Below are 14096 nucleotides of genomic sequence, written 5' to 3' on the forward strand. Positions count from 1 at the left end.
ATGTGATCAATAGCAAAATGAAAGGTACATTCATTAGAGACGAGTGAAGGTAATGGGTGCTGGAATAGCCTATATTATAATCTGGTTGTTTTTGTAAAAAATACTGATGGACCGTGAAACTTGGAGCTGTGGATTACGTCAAATTTATAAACGCTGGATAAAGGTGATGAGGATTGATGAAAGAGCTCATTTCAGGTTTAACAATATGTGTTTTGTTAAGTGGATGCGTATCGTCAAATCAAACAAATTCAGTAAGCCAAATACATACACAGCAACAAACAGAACAAGAAAAATCAGCTTTAAGTCAATCAATCCAAAGCCAAAATCAGTCCGATATCGAGAAGGTGATCGTTCAAAGAGGACATGACATTATTAATTTAGCGGAGGTTTCGCCGGAAAGAGGTCTTATCGCCAATGCTGAAGATTTTTATCGGTTTGCCTATAGACGGGAAGGGGAGAATTTGGGGATAAAAAACGAGAAGGAATTGAAATTTCTTCAAGAAAGTCAGGAAGAAGGATCAAGCCAAAATGACTATACGTATATAAGGCTTGTGCAAACTCCATATATCCCTGAAATCGGGGAAAATGCTCATCCTCGAAAGGATATTGTCATTTATTTGGATGCTCGGTATCCCGATGATGCTTTTGTTGGTGAACAAAATCCTAAAAAATTGGAGGAATGGACAATTTACCAAGTAAAAGGCTATGGTAATTGGCTAAAAAAAGACATTGATCTATATCTGTCTTTATACAAAGGACTATAGCTAAAAAGGAAGCACCATAAAGCGTGCTTCCTTTTTAGCTATAGTCCTTAAGTTAGAGGCGTTTACGTACCGAGTCAAGGTAGTCAATAACTTCTTTGTAGTATCGGTCATGGTTGGAACCACCGTAACCAGCATCCGCAATATAACGGGCGCATTTTTTTGAATCAGGATCAGCTGTGTTTTTGAGATAATTGGTTAATTTGGAGTATCGGTCTCCTTTTAAAAATCTGGAAAATGCCTTTCCATGTGTTTTACGCCCTGGAAAAGCAGCCCATCCATCTTCTCCTTCACCAATATTTCCAACCGGGTAAGAACTGTCGACATACGACATGTTAGACCAGTTCTGGTTGTTGACCTGTGTTTCATTTTTAGACCATCCCGATTCTCCGCCCCACATGGCCAGGATTAAATCAACGGGGAGACCGTAGCAATCGTCACTGGCATCCTCTGCTACCCGTTTAAAAGCGTCGATAAAGGCTCTGATTTTATCGTCGCCGTTCGTATTAGGATTTATCCCTACGTAGGTGTCTCTGACACCGTCAATCTTTACAGGTTCCGTTGGAATTGCTTTATAGGCCATTCATAATCTCTCCTTTTTGAGTAAATAGATAAGCGAACAGTCTTGAGCGCTCAAACATCGCTTTCACCTACTAGGAAAAAAAGAGACTGGTTTAATACCTGATTTTGCAAATAATTTAATCCCGTGCTAGAGTTTTTGAACGTAAAAAAGTCCTCGCAGCAGCAAGGACTTAGCATACTCTTTGATATTTCTTAATGGCTCGCAAGCCTTTGAATAACGCTTGTGACTAATTGCTTACATTGCCGAAACATCATTCCAATACAATCATCACTATTACAGTTTTTTCTGATATACTGGAGAAGATGGAGAAGTTTATCCCTTCTCCATGTTATTATGAAGCTTTTTCTTTACGGAATCCGACCGCGAATCGGGTTCTTTTTTTGTCTCTTTTTTGATTTTAAGTTCACATTTACAATATCCCGTATTTGTATGTGGATCTTCCTATGAACGCAGCCGATAAAAACGACTAGAAGTCCATACGATACTGCAATTTCGGTAGTCCTGGTAACAGTCAACTAAGTCCTCCCGTCCATAATTTCTGGTGTGTTGCGAATCATGGAATACAGTTCCATTCTCATATATTGCTTACTATCCTCGCGAGGCATACGAATAAACCATGAAAGCCGCTCTATATCAGGCTCAAACAATTCAAGCAGGGTTTGGATTGCCCGATCGCTTCCCTTTTGCGCGTCACGTACCAACTTGCAAAAATCAGGTTCGGTTATAAGTTGCAAATCGTTCATCATAATAGTCTCTCCTTGGTAGAAGTCAGCTTTTCGCTAAGCTGCTGCAAATACCTTTTTTTACATACATTCACACGTTTCTGGGAAATGTGTAAATGCCGCGCGACTTCTTTTTCGCTTAACCCTTCAATCACCACCTTTCTAATGATGTAGCGCCCTCGCTCTGGCAAGCTACTGAGCAATTCCTCAACAAATATTTTGGAATCGACTTCATTTATTTGCACTTGTGTCCAAACATCATTCAACGTACGTTCATGACGGTATATCTTTTTGGCGTGATACTGCAATTTCCATGCGAATCGCTTTAATTGTTTCAAATATTCGGCTTTGAGTGATTGAATTTTCATAGACCCCCTCTCTTTTAGGAAATCCCCCGCAAACAAAACCTGCATAGCAATTATTGTTAAAAAAAGGAGAACGTACGTGCTCTTTTATTATACAAATTTTGTGAGAGAACCATATTTCATTTTTCTCTCGCTTTCATTCAATTAATGAAGGAATGATGATGTTGTAATAGTGAATGAAGAGGGGTACTTTGCGTCAAGCAATGGAAATACAAACGCTTATGGAAAAAGCGTTTCTCTCGGGATATGATCATGGGAATCAATGTTGGAGTATAAGCAACATAGCCGGGTGCTCACAAAAATGAAATAAAGAACCAAAGCGTTGAACAACTAGTAAATGTGGATAACGCATGCATGATGGATTGGAGTCGAATCAAATCGAACATACTGTGGATAACTCGAAAAAAGGACAACCGGCCAAGCTTGTGGATACTTTCCGGGAAAAGTGCACAGGATCGTTTCTTTTCTTGGAATTTTTCAAGGTGTTCTGTTATGCTAATAAGTTAGTGGCTCACTCGTTTGTTTGGAAAGCTAGAGGTGAACAACATGAATTTTGATACGATCGCAGCGGTTGCGACTCCGATGGGTGAAGGAGGGGTCGCGATTATCCGTGTCAGTGGACCGGAAGCGATTGAAGTTGTGGATACAATTTATCGAGGGAAAAAAACGCTGTCCACTGTGGATAGCCATACGATACACTACGGACATTTGCGCAATCCACAGACAGGCGATTTGGTGGAAGAGGTACTGGTGTCGGTCATGCGGGCGCCGCGTACGTTTACACGAGAAGATGTGGTGGAAGTCAACTGTCATGGCGGAATTGTCTCTGTTGAGCGGGTGCTTGAGCTGATTCTGGAGAACGGTGCAAGGCTGGCCGAGCCGGGGGAGTTTACGAAGCGTGCGTTTTTGAACGGACGCGTCGATTTGTCTCAGGCGGAAGCGGTCATCGATTTGATCCGGGCCAAGACGGACAGGGCGATGAAGGTAGCGTTGAACCAGGTGGAGGGCAAGCTGTCCAGGCTGATTCGGAGCCTGCGGCAAAACCTGATCGAAGCGATGGCCCACATTGAAGTAACGCTGGATTATCCGGAACATGATGTGGAGGATGTAACCCAGCAGCTGCTTCGGGACAAATGCGTAGAGGTAAAAGCGGAGATCGGGCGCTTGCTGCAGACGGCGAGACAGGGGAAAATTTTGCGGGAAGGGCTGTCCACTGCGATTATCGGGCGTCCGAACGTAGGCAAATCTTCGCTGTTGAACAGCCTCGTCCAGGAGGAGAAAGCGATTGTCACAGACGTGGCGGGGACGACACGCGACGTCATCGAGGAATTCGTAAATGTCCGCGGTGTGCCGCTTCGCTTGATCGACACAGCCGGGATACGGGAAACAGAGGACATCGTCGAGAAAATCGGCGTGGAAAAATCGCGCCAGCTTTTGCAAAAGGCCGACCTGGTCCTGCTTGTGCTCAATTATAATGAACCATTGACAGAGGACGACTACCGTATTTTTGAAGCGGCCAAAGGGTTTGAAGTGATTCTGATCATCAATAAATTCGACTTGGCTCAACGCATCGATCTGGAGGAGGTAAAACGCCATTTCCCCAACCAGCCGTTAATCATGACGTCGGCCAAGGAGGAGACAGGCATTGACCTGTTGGAAAAGGCGATTGCCGAGCTCTTCTTCTCCGGTCGAGTCCAGCAGGATGATTTGACCTATGTCAGCAACGCGAGACATATCCAGCTGCTGCGGCAAGCGGAGCAAGCCATCGATGATGCGATAAACGGGATTGAAGAGAGAATGCCGATCGATATGGTACAGATCGATATCAAAAAAGCTTGGGAATTGCTCGGTGAAGTGATCGGAGAGAGTGTAGGGGAAGATTTGATCGACCAGATTTTCTCGCAATTTTGTCTGGGCAAGTAAACAGCTTTCGCCGTCGGACTCACCTTAGAGGAGGAGAACTTATGATTGCAACCTATGAAGCGGAATCGTATGACGTCATTGTCATTGGCGCGGGTCATGCCGGAAGCGAGGCGGCTCTGGCAACTGCACGGATGGGGTGCAGTACATTGCTGTTGACCATTAATCTCGATTCCGTTGCGTTTATGCCCTGCAACCCGTCTGTAGGCGGTCCAGCAAAGGGACATGTGGTCCGGGAGATCGACGCCCTGGGCGGAGAGATGGGGAAAAATACGGATAAAACGCATATCCAGATGCGTTTGCTCAATACCGGCAAAGGACCGGCCGTGCATGCTTTGCGTGCCCAGGCGGACAAATTTGCCTACCAGCACGAGATGAAATTGACGATCGAAAACACGCCCAATCTTGTTTTGCGCCAGGCGATGGTTGAAGAGCTGATCATTAACAACGGCGTCTGCGAGGGTGTCATCACCCAGACGGGAGCCCGTTACAAAGCAAAGGCGGTCGTTCTGACGACTGGAACGTATTTGCGCGGAAAAATCATTTTGGGTGATTTGCAGTACGAAAGCGGTCCGAATAACATGCGCCCATCTGTGCGTCTCGCCTATCATTTGCAAGAACTCGGCTTCGACATGGTGCGATTCAAGACGGGTACGCCGCCCCGTGTCCACAAAAGCAGCGTCGACTTTTCCAAAATGGAAATTCAGCCCGGAGACGATGTCCCGCGCGCGTTTTCCTATGAAACAACCGAGTTTATCATGGACCAGCTCCCTTGCTGGCTTACCTATACCAATGAAGATACGCACCATTTGATCAACGACAACCTGCACCGCGCCCCGATGTATTCCGGCACGATTGAAGGAACCGGGCCGCGTTACTGTCCGTCCATCGAAGACAAGATCGTGCGCTTCAACGACAAGCCGCGCCATCAGATCTTCCTGGAGCCGGAAGGCCGCAATACAGAAGAGATGTACGTCCAGGGACTGTCGACCAGCATGCCGGAGGAAGTGCAGATTCAGATGCTGCGCTCTTTGTCCGGAATGGAAAACGTCCGCATGATGCGTCCGGGATATGCCATCGAGTACGATGCGATCATTCCGACACAGCTGTGGCCTACCTTGGAGACGAAAAAAATCGAAGGCTTGTTCACAGCCGGCCAGATCAACGGCACATCCGGATATGAAGAGGCTGCCGCGCAAGGCCTAATGGCGGGAATCAATGCTGCCCGCAAAATCCAGGGCAAGTCTCCCGTCATTCTCGGACGCGAGCAAGCCTATATCGGCGTCCTGATCGACGATCTCGTTACAAAAGGCACCAGCGAGCCGTACCGTCTGCTTACTTCCCGGGCGGAGTACCGCCTGCTTTTGCGGCATGACAATGCCGATCTGCGTCTGACCGATATTGGCCATGAAATCGGCTTGATCGGTGAAACGCGTTACCAGAAATTCTGTGAAAAACGTGAGCTGATCGAAAAGGAAAAAGAACGGATCACTAATACCCGTGTCCGTCCAGACATGGCAGAGGTCCAGGAAGTCCTGCGTCAGGCAGGTTCTCCGGAACTGACAGAAGTGATCGAGCTGGCGCAGCTTTTGCGTCGTCCAGAGATCACGTATCAGCATATTTCTCAGATGGCGCCGTCACCGGAGACTCTGCCGGAGGATGTGACGGAACAGGTTGAAATCCAAATCAAATACGACGGCTATATCCGCAAGTCATTGCAGCAAGTCGAGCGGATGAAAAAGATGGAGGAGCGGCGCATCCCGGATTCGCTCGACTATCATCAGATTTCCGGCATGTCCAAGGAATCTCGCGAAAACCTGAGCAAAATCCGGCCGATCAACATCGGGCAGGCTTCTCGCATCTCGGGAGTGAATCCGGCAGACATCTCGGTTCTGATGGTCTATTTGGAGCAGTACAATTGTGCAGGGACGGCGGCAGAGTAAGCCGCAAGGTGATGTAAGCCCCAAAATGCGGCAGCGGTATAACGAGCGGGTAAGCCAGTGGGTAAGGGAGTATAGCGTATGAACAAGGAGCAATTTGCGCAAGCGTTGTCTGCCAAGGGAATCGAGCTTTCTGCACGCCAACGGGAGCAATTCGGTATGTACTTCCGTTTGTTGGTCGAATGGAATGAGAAGATGAACCTGACGGCGATTACCGAGGAAGAACAGGTGTACAACAAGCACTTTTACGATTCGATCACGCCTGCTTTCTTCTTTTCCTTTGATCAGGCAGAAAAGGTGGCAGATATCGGGGGAGGAGCGGGCTTTCCCAGCATTCCGCTGAAGATTGTCTTTCCTCACCTGCATATGACCATCATTGACTCGCTGAACAAGCGGATGAATTTTTTGCAGCATGTAGCGAGCGAACTCGGATTGGAAAACCTCTTTCCTGTACACGGAAGAGCCGAGGATCGGGGACAGGAGCCTCAGTTCCGGCAGGCGTTCGATCTGGTCGTTGCTCGTGCGGTCGCCAGGTTAAATGTGTTGTCTGAATACTGCCTTCCTTTTGCACGCGTGGGCGGTCATTTCATCGCTCTGAAAGGGGCAGATATTTCTCCTGAGCTGAATGAGGCCAAAAAAGCAATCAAGACGCTCGGAGGCAAGACCAAGCTGGTCGAGACGTTCCAGCTGATGGAGGATGCGGGGGAGCGGAACATTGTCATTATGGAAAAGGTGGAGAATACGCCAAAGGGATATCCGCGCAAAGCCGGCACCCCGGCGAAGAAACCTCTGATTTGACCGATCGTGAGGGATATGCAGCCAGAAAAGGGCTGATTCCGTTGAATAGGGAGTAGGGCAAAGGGCTATGGCATTTTTGCTGTAGCCCTTTTTCTGTGCGAAGAGGATGGCTTTTTGAGGTGAACGATCTGACATCTTACGCTGCGAAGTCGCCTGCTATTGGAAAGAGCGTTTGCCTGCAAAACTGCCTGCAGAACTACTTGTAGAATGAATACTTTCTTTTCATATTGCTATTTGATTTGAATAGGTGTGTTTATAAAAAATGTACCTGTCAAATGTATCAACATAAGTGGAAGCTACATAAGATACCGTTTTTTCCGCTGCTGAAACGGCGGTCATTCCGGCCTTTTCAGCCAAAAAAGGCGAAAAAGCGTGGGCAGTCGGCTGTTGGAATAACAGCTGATCTGAAACAAACAGTTGCTCTTAAGCAAACAGCTAGTCTTGAGCAAACAGCTGGTCTTGAGCAAACAGCTGGTCTTGAGCAAACAGCTAGTCCTGAACAAAGCTGGTCTTGAACAAACAGTTGGCCTTAACAAAGCCGGCTTTCACAAACTGACAGTAAAGTCCCAGGCGATTGCCTGTTTTATCGCGAAAACTGATAAATAGAGTCTTGTCTGCATACATGTAACTAAGGCAGGGACTCTTCGTCGAAGAACAATCCGAAGAAATGTTGGAGAGGAGGGGAAAGGATGAACACTGCCCTGACGGCATTTTTTCCGCCGGAATTGCCGACCATTTTGCTTCGTCTGTTCCTCGCTTTTCTTGCAGGGGCCATCATGGGTTTGGAGAGGGAGCGGTTTATGAAGGGAGCCAACAGGCAGCGCGGAGCCGGTTTTCGGACGTATAGTCTGGTTTGTTTTGGTTCCTGCCTGTTCGGTCTGGCATCCATCTACGGATTTTCGTCAAGCGGCATAAATAACGATCCGGGCCGTGTCGCGGCTCAGGTGGTGACTGGAATGGGCTTTCTGGGAGCGGGAGCCATTATCAAGCTCAATGGAAACGTGAAAGGGCTGACAACAGCGGCCGGCATGTGGGTTGCTTCGGCCATTGGCTTGCTGTTCAGCGCGGGAATGTATATTACGGCTATTGTCGCTGCTTTTTTTGCCTACCTGACACTGGATTTTCATCGTCTGTTTCCGCATCTGTTTCTTTTTTCGAATGACGCGCATGAGGGAGATGATGATGTCTTTTCCGAAGATGAAAGAAGGGATAAAGGGGAAGATCAAGTAAAATACCCGTATGAGGACAGCTGACAGAAAGGTGTTTCACGTGAAACAGAGGAAGAGCTTTCTCTTTTTTACCTATTCTTCTCGAGGAAGAACGTGAGGGACATTCGTTTTAAACGGCAAGGAAAGCTCTGAACAATGATGAGAAGGATACACCATGGAAAAAGGATCATTCCTTCCAGAGAATAAGGTTCGATGGCATGGCTCAGCTTGAATGTTGTTTCTTTACTTATTGAAAAGTGGTATTGGGAAAACTGCAGATTGATTCAAAGCAGGAAGTGGAATTGCAAGTAACAAGTAACAAGTAACAAGTAACACCTGTTATTTGCCTTCATATAGTGCCGGGTATGCGAAATTTGCAAAAGAAGACTGCTGGATGTTGGGGAAAGGATTCTTGTATATCTGTTGCTAGTTTCTTTCTATTTTTGTACGGCATACGATAGGACTTCATGCATACACAAAAAATCGCAGCCAGGTATGATGAACGGTTTATCCTCCACATTGCTATAATTCCCAAAAATTTCAAGATGAAGTTAACTTGAAACAGATAATATAGCAAGTCTTTACAGCATGTTTCTTTGGATGAGCGCCTTTCATTTCCAAACTGTACCTCGCCACCGTTTGGAAATGTGGCACTAGGGTGAAAGCAGCAGATTGTTTCACGTGAAACACGCTTTTCACAGCAGGAATTGGCCTTTGGGTGCAGAATTATTCCATAACGATTATAAACAGAAAAGTTGTCGCGATTTTTTGCCATAGAAAGCTTATGAACGCAACGGCTGATGGAACGGTTGGAAGTGGGGGATTTTACCATGGCAGTAAAGGATTCGTTTTCTCGTATATTCGGGTTGACGGACAAGACAGACAATGAGGAGATCAGGCAAATACCGGTAGATGAGATTGTTCCCAATCCGTATCAGCCTCGTACGGTATTTGACGATGAAAAGCTTGATGAGCTTTGCCAGACGATTCGGACGCACGGCTTGATTCAACCTATCGTTGTACGGATGAGAGATAACCGATATGAGTTGATAGCCGGTGAACGTCGCTGGCGTGCCACCAGGAAGCTGGGGTTGGAACGGATTCCTGCGATCATTAAAGAATTTAATGACACGCAGACAGCTTCTATTGCCTTAATCGAAAATTTGCAGCGGGAAGGATTAACTGCGATTGAGGAAGCGGTAGCCTACCAAAAGTTAATCGATTTACATGATTTGACGCAGGAAAGCCTGGCACAGCGATTGGGAAAAGGACAATCCACCATCGCCAATAAGCTGCGTTTGCTGAATCTGCCTCAAGAAATCCAGGATGCGCTGCTGGCTCGGCATGTAACCGAAAGACATGCACGAGCGTTAATCCCTTTGAAGGACAGCGAACTCCAATTGAAAGTGCTGCACGAGATTCTGGAACGCGATTGGAATGTCAAGCAGACGGAGACCAGAGTGAAGCAGCTGTTGGAGGCATCGGAGAATCCGAAGCCGGAGAAAGAACCGAAGCCAAAGTGGAAGGCTTTTTCCAGAGATACGCGGATTGCGATCAATACGGTTCGGCAGTCGATAGATATGGTCATGCAAACGGGGCTTCCTGTAGAAACGGACGAGGAAGATCACGAGGAGTTTTACCAGTTTACGATTCGGATTCCCAAACGAAGGGACGGAAAGTGACAACGCTTCTAATCGAATGGCGGGATAAATGTTCGATATGGCAGCAAGCCAGTTGACGATTTGTTGAATAGAGGAGAAGACGAAGGAGCCGGAAAACGGGGAGCAAGGAATGAAAAGAGGAAAAGATGGTGGCAAAACAGGCCGCCTTTCTTTTTGGCCGAGCTTTCTGGCGGTAGTCTTCTTCAATAGAAAGCAAAGCTTGCTGATACATGTTTTGATTCGCTCGGTATTTCCGAGTCTTCCATGTCGCTGTCATGAGGGACCCAAGTCAAAAGCAGTAAGAGGAAAGGATAGAAAAGAGGCGCTGGGATAGGTGCCTTTTTTCCGCTTTAACCCGCAGGGAACTTCCGTGCTGCATTCGTTGATGTAACGATACAATTCCTGGCATCATCTACCGAAGGTGAAGTGTTACGTGCTAACCTGCAGTGATCCAGTGTCAAATTGGACAGCGATCAGAAACAGTTTGGGATTTTTTTCCCTACCAAAAAACAGGGTACGGCAACAACAAATCTGGTAACATGTTTAGTAGATTGGTGTAAAAATGAGGTGGACAAGTTGGGTAAAATCATTGCGGTAGCAAACCAGAAAGGTGGCGTAGGAAAGACAACCACATCCGTCAATCTTAGCGCATGTCTGGCCTCCCTGGGGAAAAAGGTTCTACTGGTGGATATTGATCCCCAAGGGAACGCGACAAGCGGAGTTGGCGTGAACAAAGCAGACGTTCGTTATTGCATCTACGACGTGCTGATCAATGACATCAGTCCTGTGGATGCCACTTTGCCTACTGAAATCGATGGTCTCAAGATCATTCCTGCTACCATTCAATTGGCCGGTGCGGAAATCGAGTTAGTCCCAACCATCTCGCGCGAGGTTCGCTTGAAAAAAGCACTGGAAGTTGTAAAAGATAAATACGACTACATTATTATTGATTGTCCGCCTTCCTTGGGGATTTTAACAGTCAACTCTCTAACCGCATCCGACTCGGTACTAATCCCGATCCAATGCGAATACTATGCGCTGGAGGGCTTGAGCCAACTGCTGAATACCATTCGTCTGGTTCAAAAACATCTGAATTCTCAGCTGGCTATTGAAGGTGTCGTCTTGACCATGCTGGACGCGCGGACCAATCTCGGATTGCAGGTCATCGAGGAAGTGAAAAAGTACTTTCAAGACAAGGTTTACAAAACAATTATCCCTCGAAATGTACGGTTAAGCGAAGCTCCTTCGCATGGCCAGGCCATTATTACGTACGATCCGCGCTCCAGAGGGGCGGAGGTATATACTGACTTGGCGAAGGAAGTGGTAGGTGTATGAGCAGGGGACTTGGAAAAGGTCTGAATGCACTGATTACGTCCAACATGATTGAAGAAGAGGAGCATGTTTCGGAAATTCCTGTCGCAGATATCCGGCCCAATCCGTACCAGCCCCGGAAGGAGTTCGAACCGGCAGCCATCGAAGAACTGGCGCAATCGATCAAAGAGCACGGCATCATTCAGCCGCTCATCGTCAGAAAGAGCATCAAGGGGTACGAGTTGGTCGCGGGGGAAAGACGGCTTCGTGCAGCCAAATCATTAGGGATGAAAAAGGTTGCGGCAGTCGTAAAGGAATACTCTGATCAGCAGCTGATGGAAATCGCGTTGATTGAAAACTTGCAGCGGGAGAATCTGAATCCGCTGGAAGAAGCGGAAGCCTATGAGAAACTGATCAGCCATCACGCTTATACGCAGGAGCAGTTGGCCAAAAAAATCGGCAAGAGCAGACCGCATGTCGCCAATATGCTTCGCTTGCTGCAGCTTCCCGAGCAGATCAGAAAAATGGTGTCGGCGGCGGAGTTGAGCATGGGACACGCTCGCGCTCTATTGTCGGTAGAAAAGGAAGAGCTCCAGCTTCAGCTAGCAAAAGAGGTTGTAAAGAAGGGACTAAGTGTCCGGCAACTGGAAGAGCTGGTGAAACAGGCAAATGTTTCACGTGAAACATCGAAAAAGAAGCAGTTGAAAAAGGAGCCCCAGCTGATTCAAATGGAAGAAAGATTAAGGAGCAGATTGGGTACCTCGGTAAAAATCAAAAAGGGAAGCAAAAGAGGAAAGATCGAAATCGATTTTTACTCACAGGAAGATTTGCAGAGAATCCTGGAAATATTCGAGCAAGAGTAAGATCACAAGGAGGAAGCCATGCGAGTGATTTACTTGGACAATGCTGCATCTACGTGGCCGAAACCACCGGCAGTGAAGGAAAACATGGCTGAGGTAATCGAGCACTTTGCGGCCAATCCGGGACGGGGCGGACATGCGTTGGCAATGAAAGCAAGCAAGGCTGTGTTCCGAACGCGGGTCGAGCTTTCACGGTTGTTTGGGATTCAAAACCCGAATGACCTCTTTTTTTATATGAATGCTACCCAAGCCCTAAACCAGGCGATCAAAGGGCTGCTGAAGGAGGGAGACCACGTCGTTTCCTCTTCGATCGAGCATAACTCGGTGAGACGCCCATTGGAATATATGGCCCGTACGAAAAAGGTCGAGCTTACGTTTGTAGAACCGCGGGAAGACCAACTGTATTACGCAGAAGACTTTGAACGGGCCATGAAGCCGAATACCAGACTGCTGGCAGTCAGCCACGCTTCCAATCTGACGGGGGTTATTCTCCCGATTGCGGAGCTGGGAGATTTGGCTAAACAGAATCAGGTTTTGTTTCTCGTGGATGCTTCGCAGACGGCGGGTGTTTTGCCCATTCATGTAGGAGAGATGAAGATTGACATGCTTGCTTTCCCTGGGCACAAAGGACTGTATGGGCCGCAGGGAACAGGCGGACTGTACGTCCATCCTTCTGTCGATTTGGAACCGTTGATTCACGGCGGTACAGGGAGTCAGTCAGAGGCCATCGATCAACCGACTACCAGACCGGATCGCTATGAGAGCGGTACAGCCAATACGGTGGGACTGGCTGGATTGCAAGCGGGTGTATCGTTTGTCCTGGAAAAAGGGGTAGAGAACATCCATGCCTATGAATGGAAGCTGACAAAACAAACAATCAAAGGCTTGCGACAAATAAAAGGCGTAGAAGTTTACGGACCGGGAGAAGAGGTCGAAAGAGTCGGCGTGATTTCGTTTAACATAGAGGGAGTCGATGCGTCAGAAGCATCGTTTATCCTCGATCAGCAATACGGAATTGCAACTCGTGCAGGATATCATTGCACACCGCTGGGACATCGGACAGCCGGAACAGAGCAACGCGGAGCAGTGCGGGCTAGCTTTGGCGTATTTAACACAGAACAGGACGTGGAAGCACTGTTGAACGCGGTACGGGAAATCGCATCCGCCTTTCAGTCTTCATGATTCGCAGGGGAGTGGAGTAAGTGATTTTGTTGGGGACTCTGGTTAATGCGATTGCCATTATCGCAGGAGCTCTGTTGGGACGCCTGCTGTCAGGCATACCAGAATCAATTCGGAAAACCGTCATGCAAGGAATTGGACTTGCTATTGTCTTGCTGGGAATCAAAATGAGTCTGGAAACACAAAATTTCTTGCTCGTTATCCTGAGTATCGTGATTGGTTCGATCCTGGGAGAACTCATTGGTATCGAGTCAGGCTTAAACAAGCTGGGACAATGGCTGGAGAGCAAAATGGGAGGGAGGAGCCAGGGGAGTATTGCGACTGGCTTTGTCACTACGACGCTGGTTTATTGCATTGGTGCCATGGCAGTGCTTGGGGCGATGGACAGCGGACTAAGAAACAATCACGAAATATTGTACACAAAGGCAATGCTGGACGGCTTCTCTGCGATTATTTTTTCATCAACGCTTGGAATTGGCGTTTTGTTCTCTGCAGTTCCCGTTTTTTTGTATCAGGGTGCGATTGCGCTTTTATCCACACAGATTTACAACTTTGTCAGCCAGGAAACACTGGACGCCATGCTGGTTGAAGTGACGGCGGTAGGCGGCTTGATGATTATCGCGATCGGCATTAACATATTGGAACTGAAAAAAATCAATGTGGCCAACATGCTGCCGGCATTGGCGATCGCAGCAATCGGGGTGCCGCTGATACGGTGGCTTTCGGTGTGATTTAGGTAACGGGCATGCAAGCCATTATGGAGCAAGCGAACGGATTCCTTGAACAAG

The 14096-nt window shown here is 47.6% G+C and carries 13 protein-coding genes; 10 read left to right on the forward strand and 3 right to left on the reverse strand.

From position 1 onward, the window contains the following. Positions 1-176 precede the first annotated feature (176 nt). Positions 177-764: a hypothetical protein gene (locus Q3F21_RS18980; RefSeq protein WP_340256584.1), complete on the forward strand. Its 588-nt coding sequence runs from the start codon at positions 177-179 to the stop codon at positions 762-764. 52 nt (positions 765-816) lie between these two features. Here the strand turns inward: Q3F21_RS18980 and Q3F21_RS18985 are convergent, their stop codons facing one another. From Q3F21_RS18985 to Q3F21_RS18995, 3 genes are all read right to left on the reverse strand, one after another. Then, positions 817-1344 (reverse strand): glucosaminidase domain-containing protein, encoded by a 528-nt coding sequence (locus Q3F21_RS18985; protein ID WP_340256585.1) that lies wholly within the window; start codon positions 1342-1344, stop codon positions 817-819. Between the two features lie 515 nt (positions 1345-1859). After that, positions 1860-2090 (reverse strand): helix-turn-helix domain-containing protein, encoded by a 231-nt coding sequence (locus Q3F21_RS18990; RefSeq protein ID WP_340256586.1) that lies wholly within the window; start codon positions 2088-2090, stop codon positions 1860-1862. Further along, on the reverse strand, positions 2087-2434 hold the full coding sequence (locus Q3F21_RS18995; RefSeq protein ID WP_340256587.1) for a sigma factor-like helix-turn-helix DNA-binding protein: 348 nt from the start codon (positions 2432-2434) through the stop codon (positions 2087-2089). The genes Q3F21_RS18990 and Q3F21_RS18995 overlap by 4 nt, the downstream gene beginning before the upstream one ends. A 543-nt stretch (positions 2435-2977) precedes the next feature. Here Q3F21_RS18995 and mnmE point away from each other — a divergent pair. From mnmE to Q3F21_RS19040, 9 genes are all read left to right on the forward strand, one after another. Beyond that, positions 2978-4354 carry a tRNA uridine-5-carboxymethylaminomethyl(34) synthesis GTPase MnmE gene (gene mnmE, locus Q3F21_RS19000; RefSeq protein WP_340256589.1) on the forward strand — a complete coding sequence of 459 codons (1377 nt, stop codon included), beginning with the start codon at positions 2978-2980 and terminating at the stop codon, positions 4352-4354. A gap of 41 nt (positions 4355-4395) precedes the next feature. After that, positions 4396-6294, forward strand: coding sequence for a tRNA uridine-5-carboxymethylaminomethyl(34) synthesis enzyme MnmG (mnmG, locus tag Q3F21_RS19005; protein WP_340256591.1), 1899 nt, complete (start codon positions 4396-4398; stop codon positions 6292-6294). Positions 6295-6372: 78 nt separating this feature from the next. Next, positions 6373-7089 (forward strand): 16S rRNA (guanine(527)-N(7))-methyltransferase RsmG, encoded by a 717-nt coding sequence (gene rsmG, locus Q3F21_RS19010; RefSeq protein ID WP_340256593.1) that lies wholly within the window; start codon positions 6373-6375, stop codon positions 7087-7089. 689 nt (positions 7090-7778) lie between these two features. Next, entirely contained in the window at positions 7779-8342 is a 564-nt protein-coding gene (locus tag Q3F21_RS19015) for an MgtC/SapB family protein (RefSeq protein ID WP_340256595.1), read from the forward strand. A gap of 785 nt (positions 8343-9127) precedes the next feature. Continuing rightward, on the forward strand, positions 9128-9979 hold the full coding sequence (gene noc, locus Q3F21_RS19020; protein WP_340256597.1) for a nucleoid occlusion protein: 852 nt from the start codon (positions 9128-9130) through the stop codon (positions 9977-9979). Positions 9980-10534: 555 nt separating this feature from the next. Continuing rightward, on the forward strand, positions 10535-11293 hold the full coding sequence (locus Q3F21_RS19025) for a ParA family protein (protein ID WP_003388847.1): 759 nt from the start codon (positions 10535-10537) through the stop codon (positions 11291-11293). Beyond that, positions 11290-12132, forward strand: a complete 843-nt coding sequence (locus Q3F21_RS19030) for a ParB/RepB/Spo0J family partition protein (RefSeq protein WP_340256600.1) — start codon at positions 11290-11292, stop codon at positions 12130-12132. Before Q3F21_RS19025 ends, Q3F21_RS19030 begins: the two co-directional genes overlap by 4 nt. Before the next feature lie 18 nt (positions 12133-12150). After that, positions 12151-13311 carry an aminotransferase class V-fold PLP-dependent enzyme gene (locus tag Q3F21_RS19035; RefSeq protein WP_340256602.1) on the forward strand — a complete coding sequence of 387 codons (1161 nt, stop codon included), beginning with the start codon at positions 12151-12153 and terminating at the stop codon, positions 13309-13311. A 20-nt stretch (positions 13312-13331) separates the two neighbouring features. After that, the gene (locus Q3F21_RS19040) at positions 13332-14039 is read left to right on the forward strand and encodes a DUF554 domain-containing protein (protein ID WP_340256604.1); all 708 of its coding nucleotides are present in this window, start codon (positions 13332-13334) and stop codon (positions 14037-14039) included. Positions 14040-14096 lie beyond the last annotated feature (57 nt).

The organism is Brevibacillus borstelensis, assembly GCF_037834415.1.
Taxonomy (GTDB): domain Bacteria; phylum Bacillota; class Bacilli; order Brevibacillales; family Brevibacillaceae; genus Brevibacillus; species Brevibacillus borstelensis_A.

Coding starts and splice junctions, on each gene's coding strand:
- Q3F21_RS18980 (WP_340256584.1), top strand. CDS start 177: ATGAAAGAGCTCATTTCAGGTTTAACAATATGTGTTTTGTTAAGTGGA.
- Q3F21_RS18985 (WP_340256585.1), bottom strand. CDS start 1,344: ATGGCCTATAAAGCAATTCCAACGGAACCTGTAAAGATTGACGGTGTC.
- Q3F21_RS18990 (WP_340256586.1), bottom strand. CDS start 2,090: ATGATGAACGATTTGCAACTTATAACCGAACCTGATTTTTGCAAGTTG.
- Q3F21_RS18995 (WP_340256587.1), bottom strand. CDS start 2,434: ATGAAAATTCAATCACTCAAAGCCGAATATTTGAAACAATTAAAGCGA.
- mnmE (WP_340256589.1), top strand. CDS start 2,978: ATGAATTTTGATACGATCGCAGCGGTTGCGACTCCGATGGGTGAAGGA.
- mnmG (WP_340256591.1), top strand. CDS start 4,396: ATGATTGCAACCTATGAAGCGGAATCGTATGACGTCATTGTCATTGGC.
- rsmG (WP_340256593.1), top strand. CDS start 6,373: ATGAACAAGGAGCAATTTGCGCAAGCGTTGTCTGCCAAGGGAATCGAG.
- Q3F21_RS19015 (WP_340256595.1), top strand. CDS start 7,779: ATGAACACTGCCCTGACGGCATTTTTTCCGCCGGAATTGCCGACCATT.
- noc (WP_340256597.1), top strand. CDS start 9,128: ATGGCAGTAAAGGATTCGTTTTCTCGTATATTCGGGTTGACGGACAAG.
- Q3F21_RS19030 (WP_340256600.1), top strand. CDS start 11,290: ATGAGCAGGGGACTTGGAAAAGGTCTGAATGCACTGATTACGTCCAAC.
- Q3F21_RS19035 (WP_340256602.1), top strand. CDS start 12,151: ATGCGAGTGATTTACTTGGACAATGCTGCATCTACGTGGCCGAAACCA.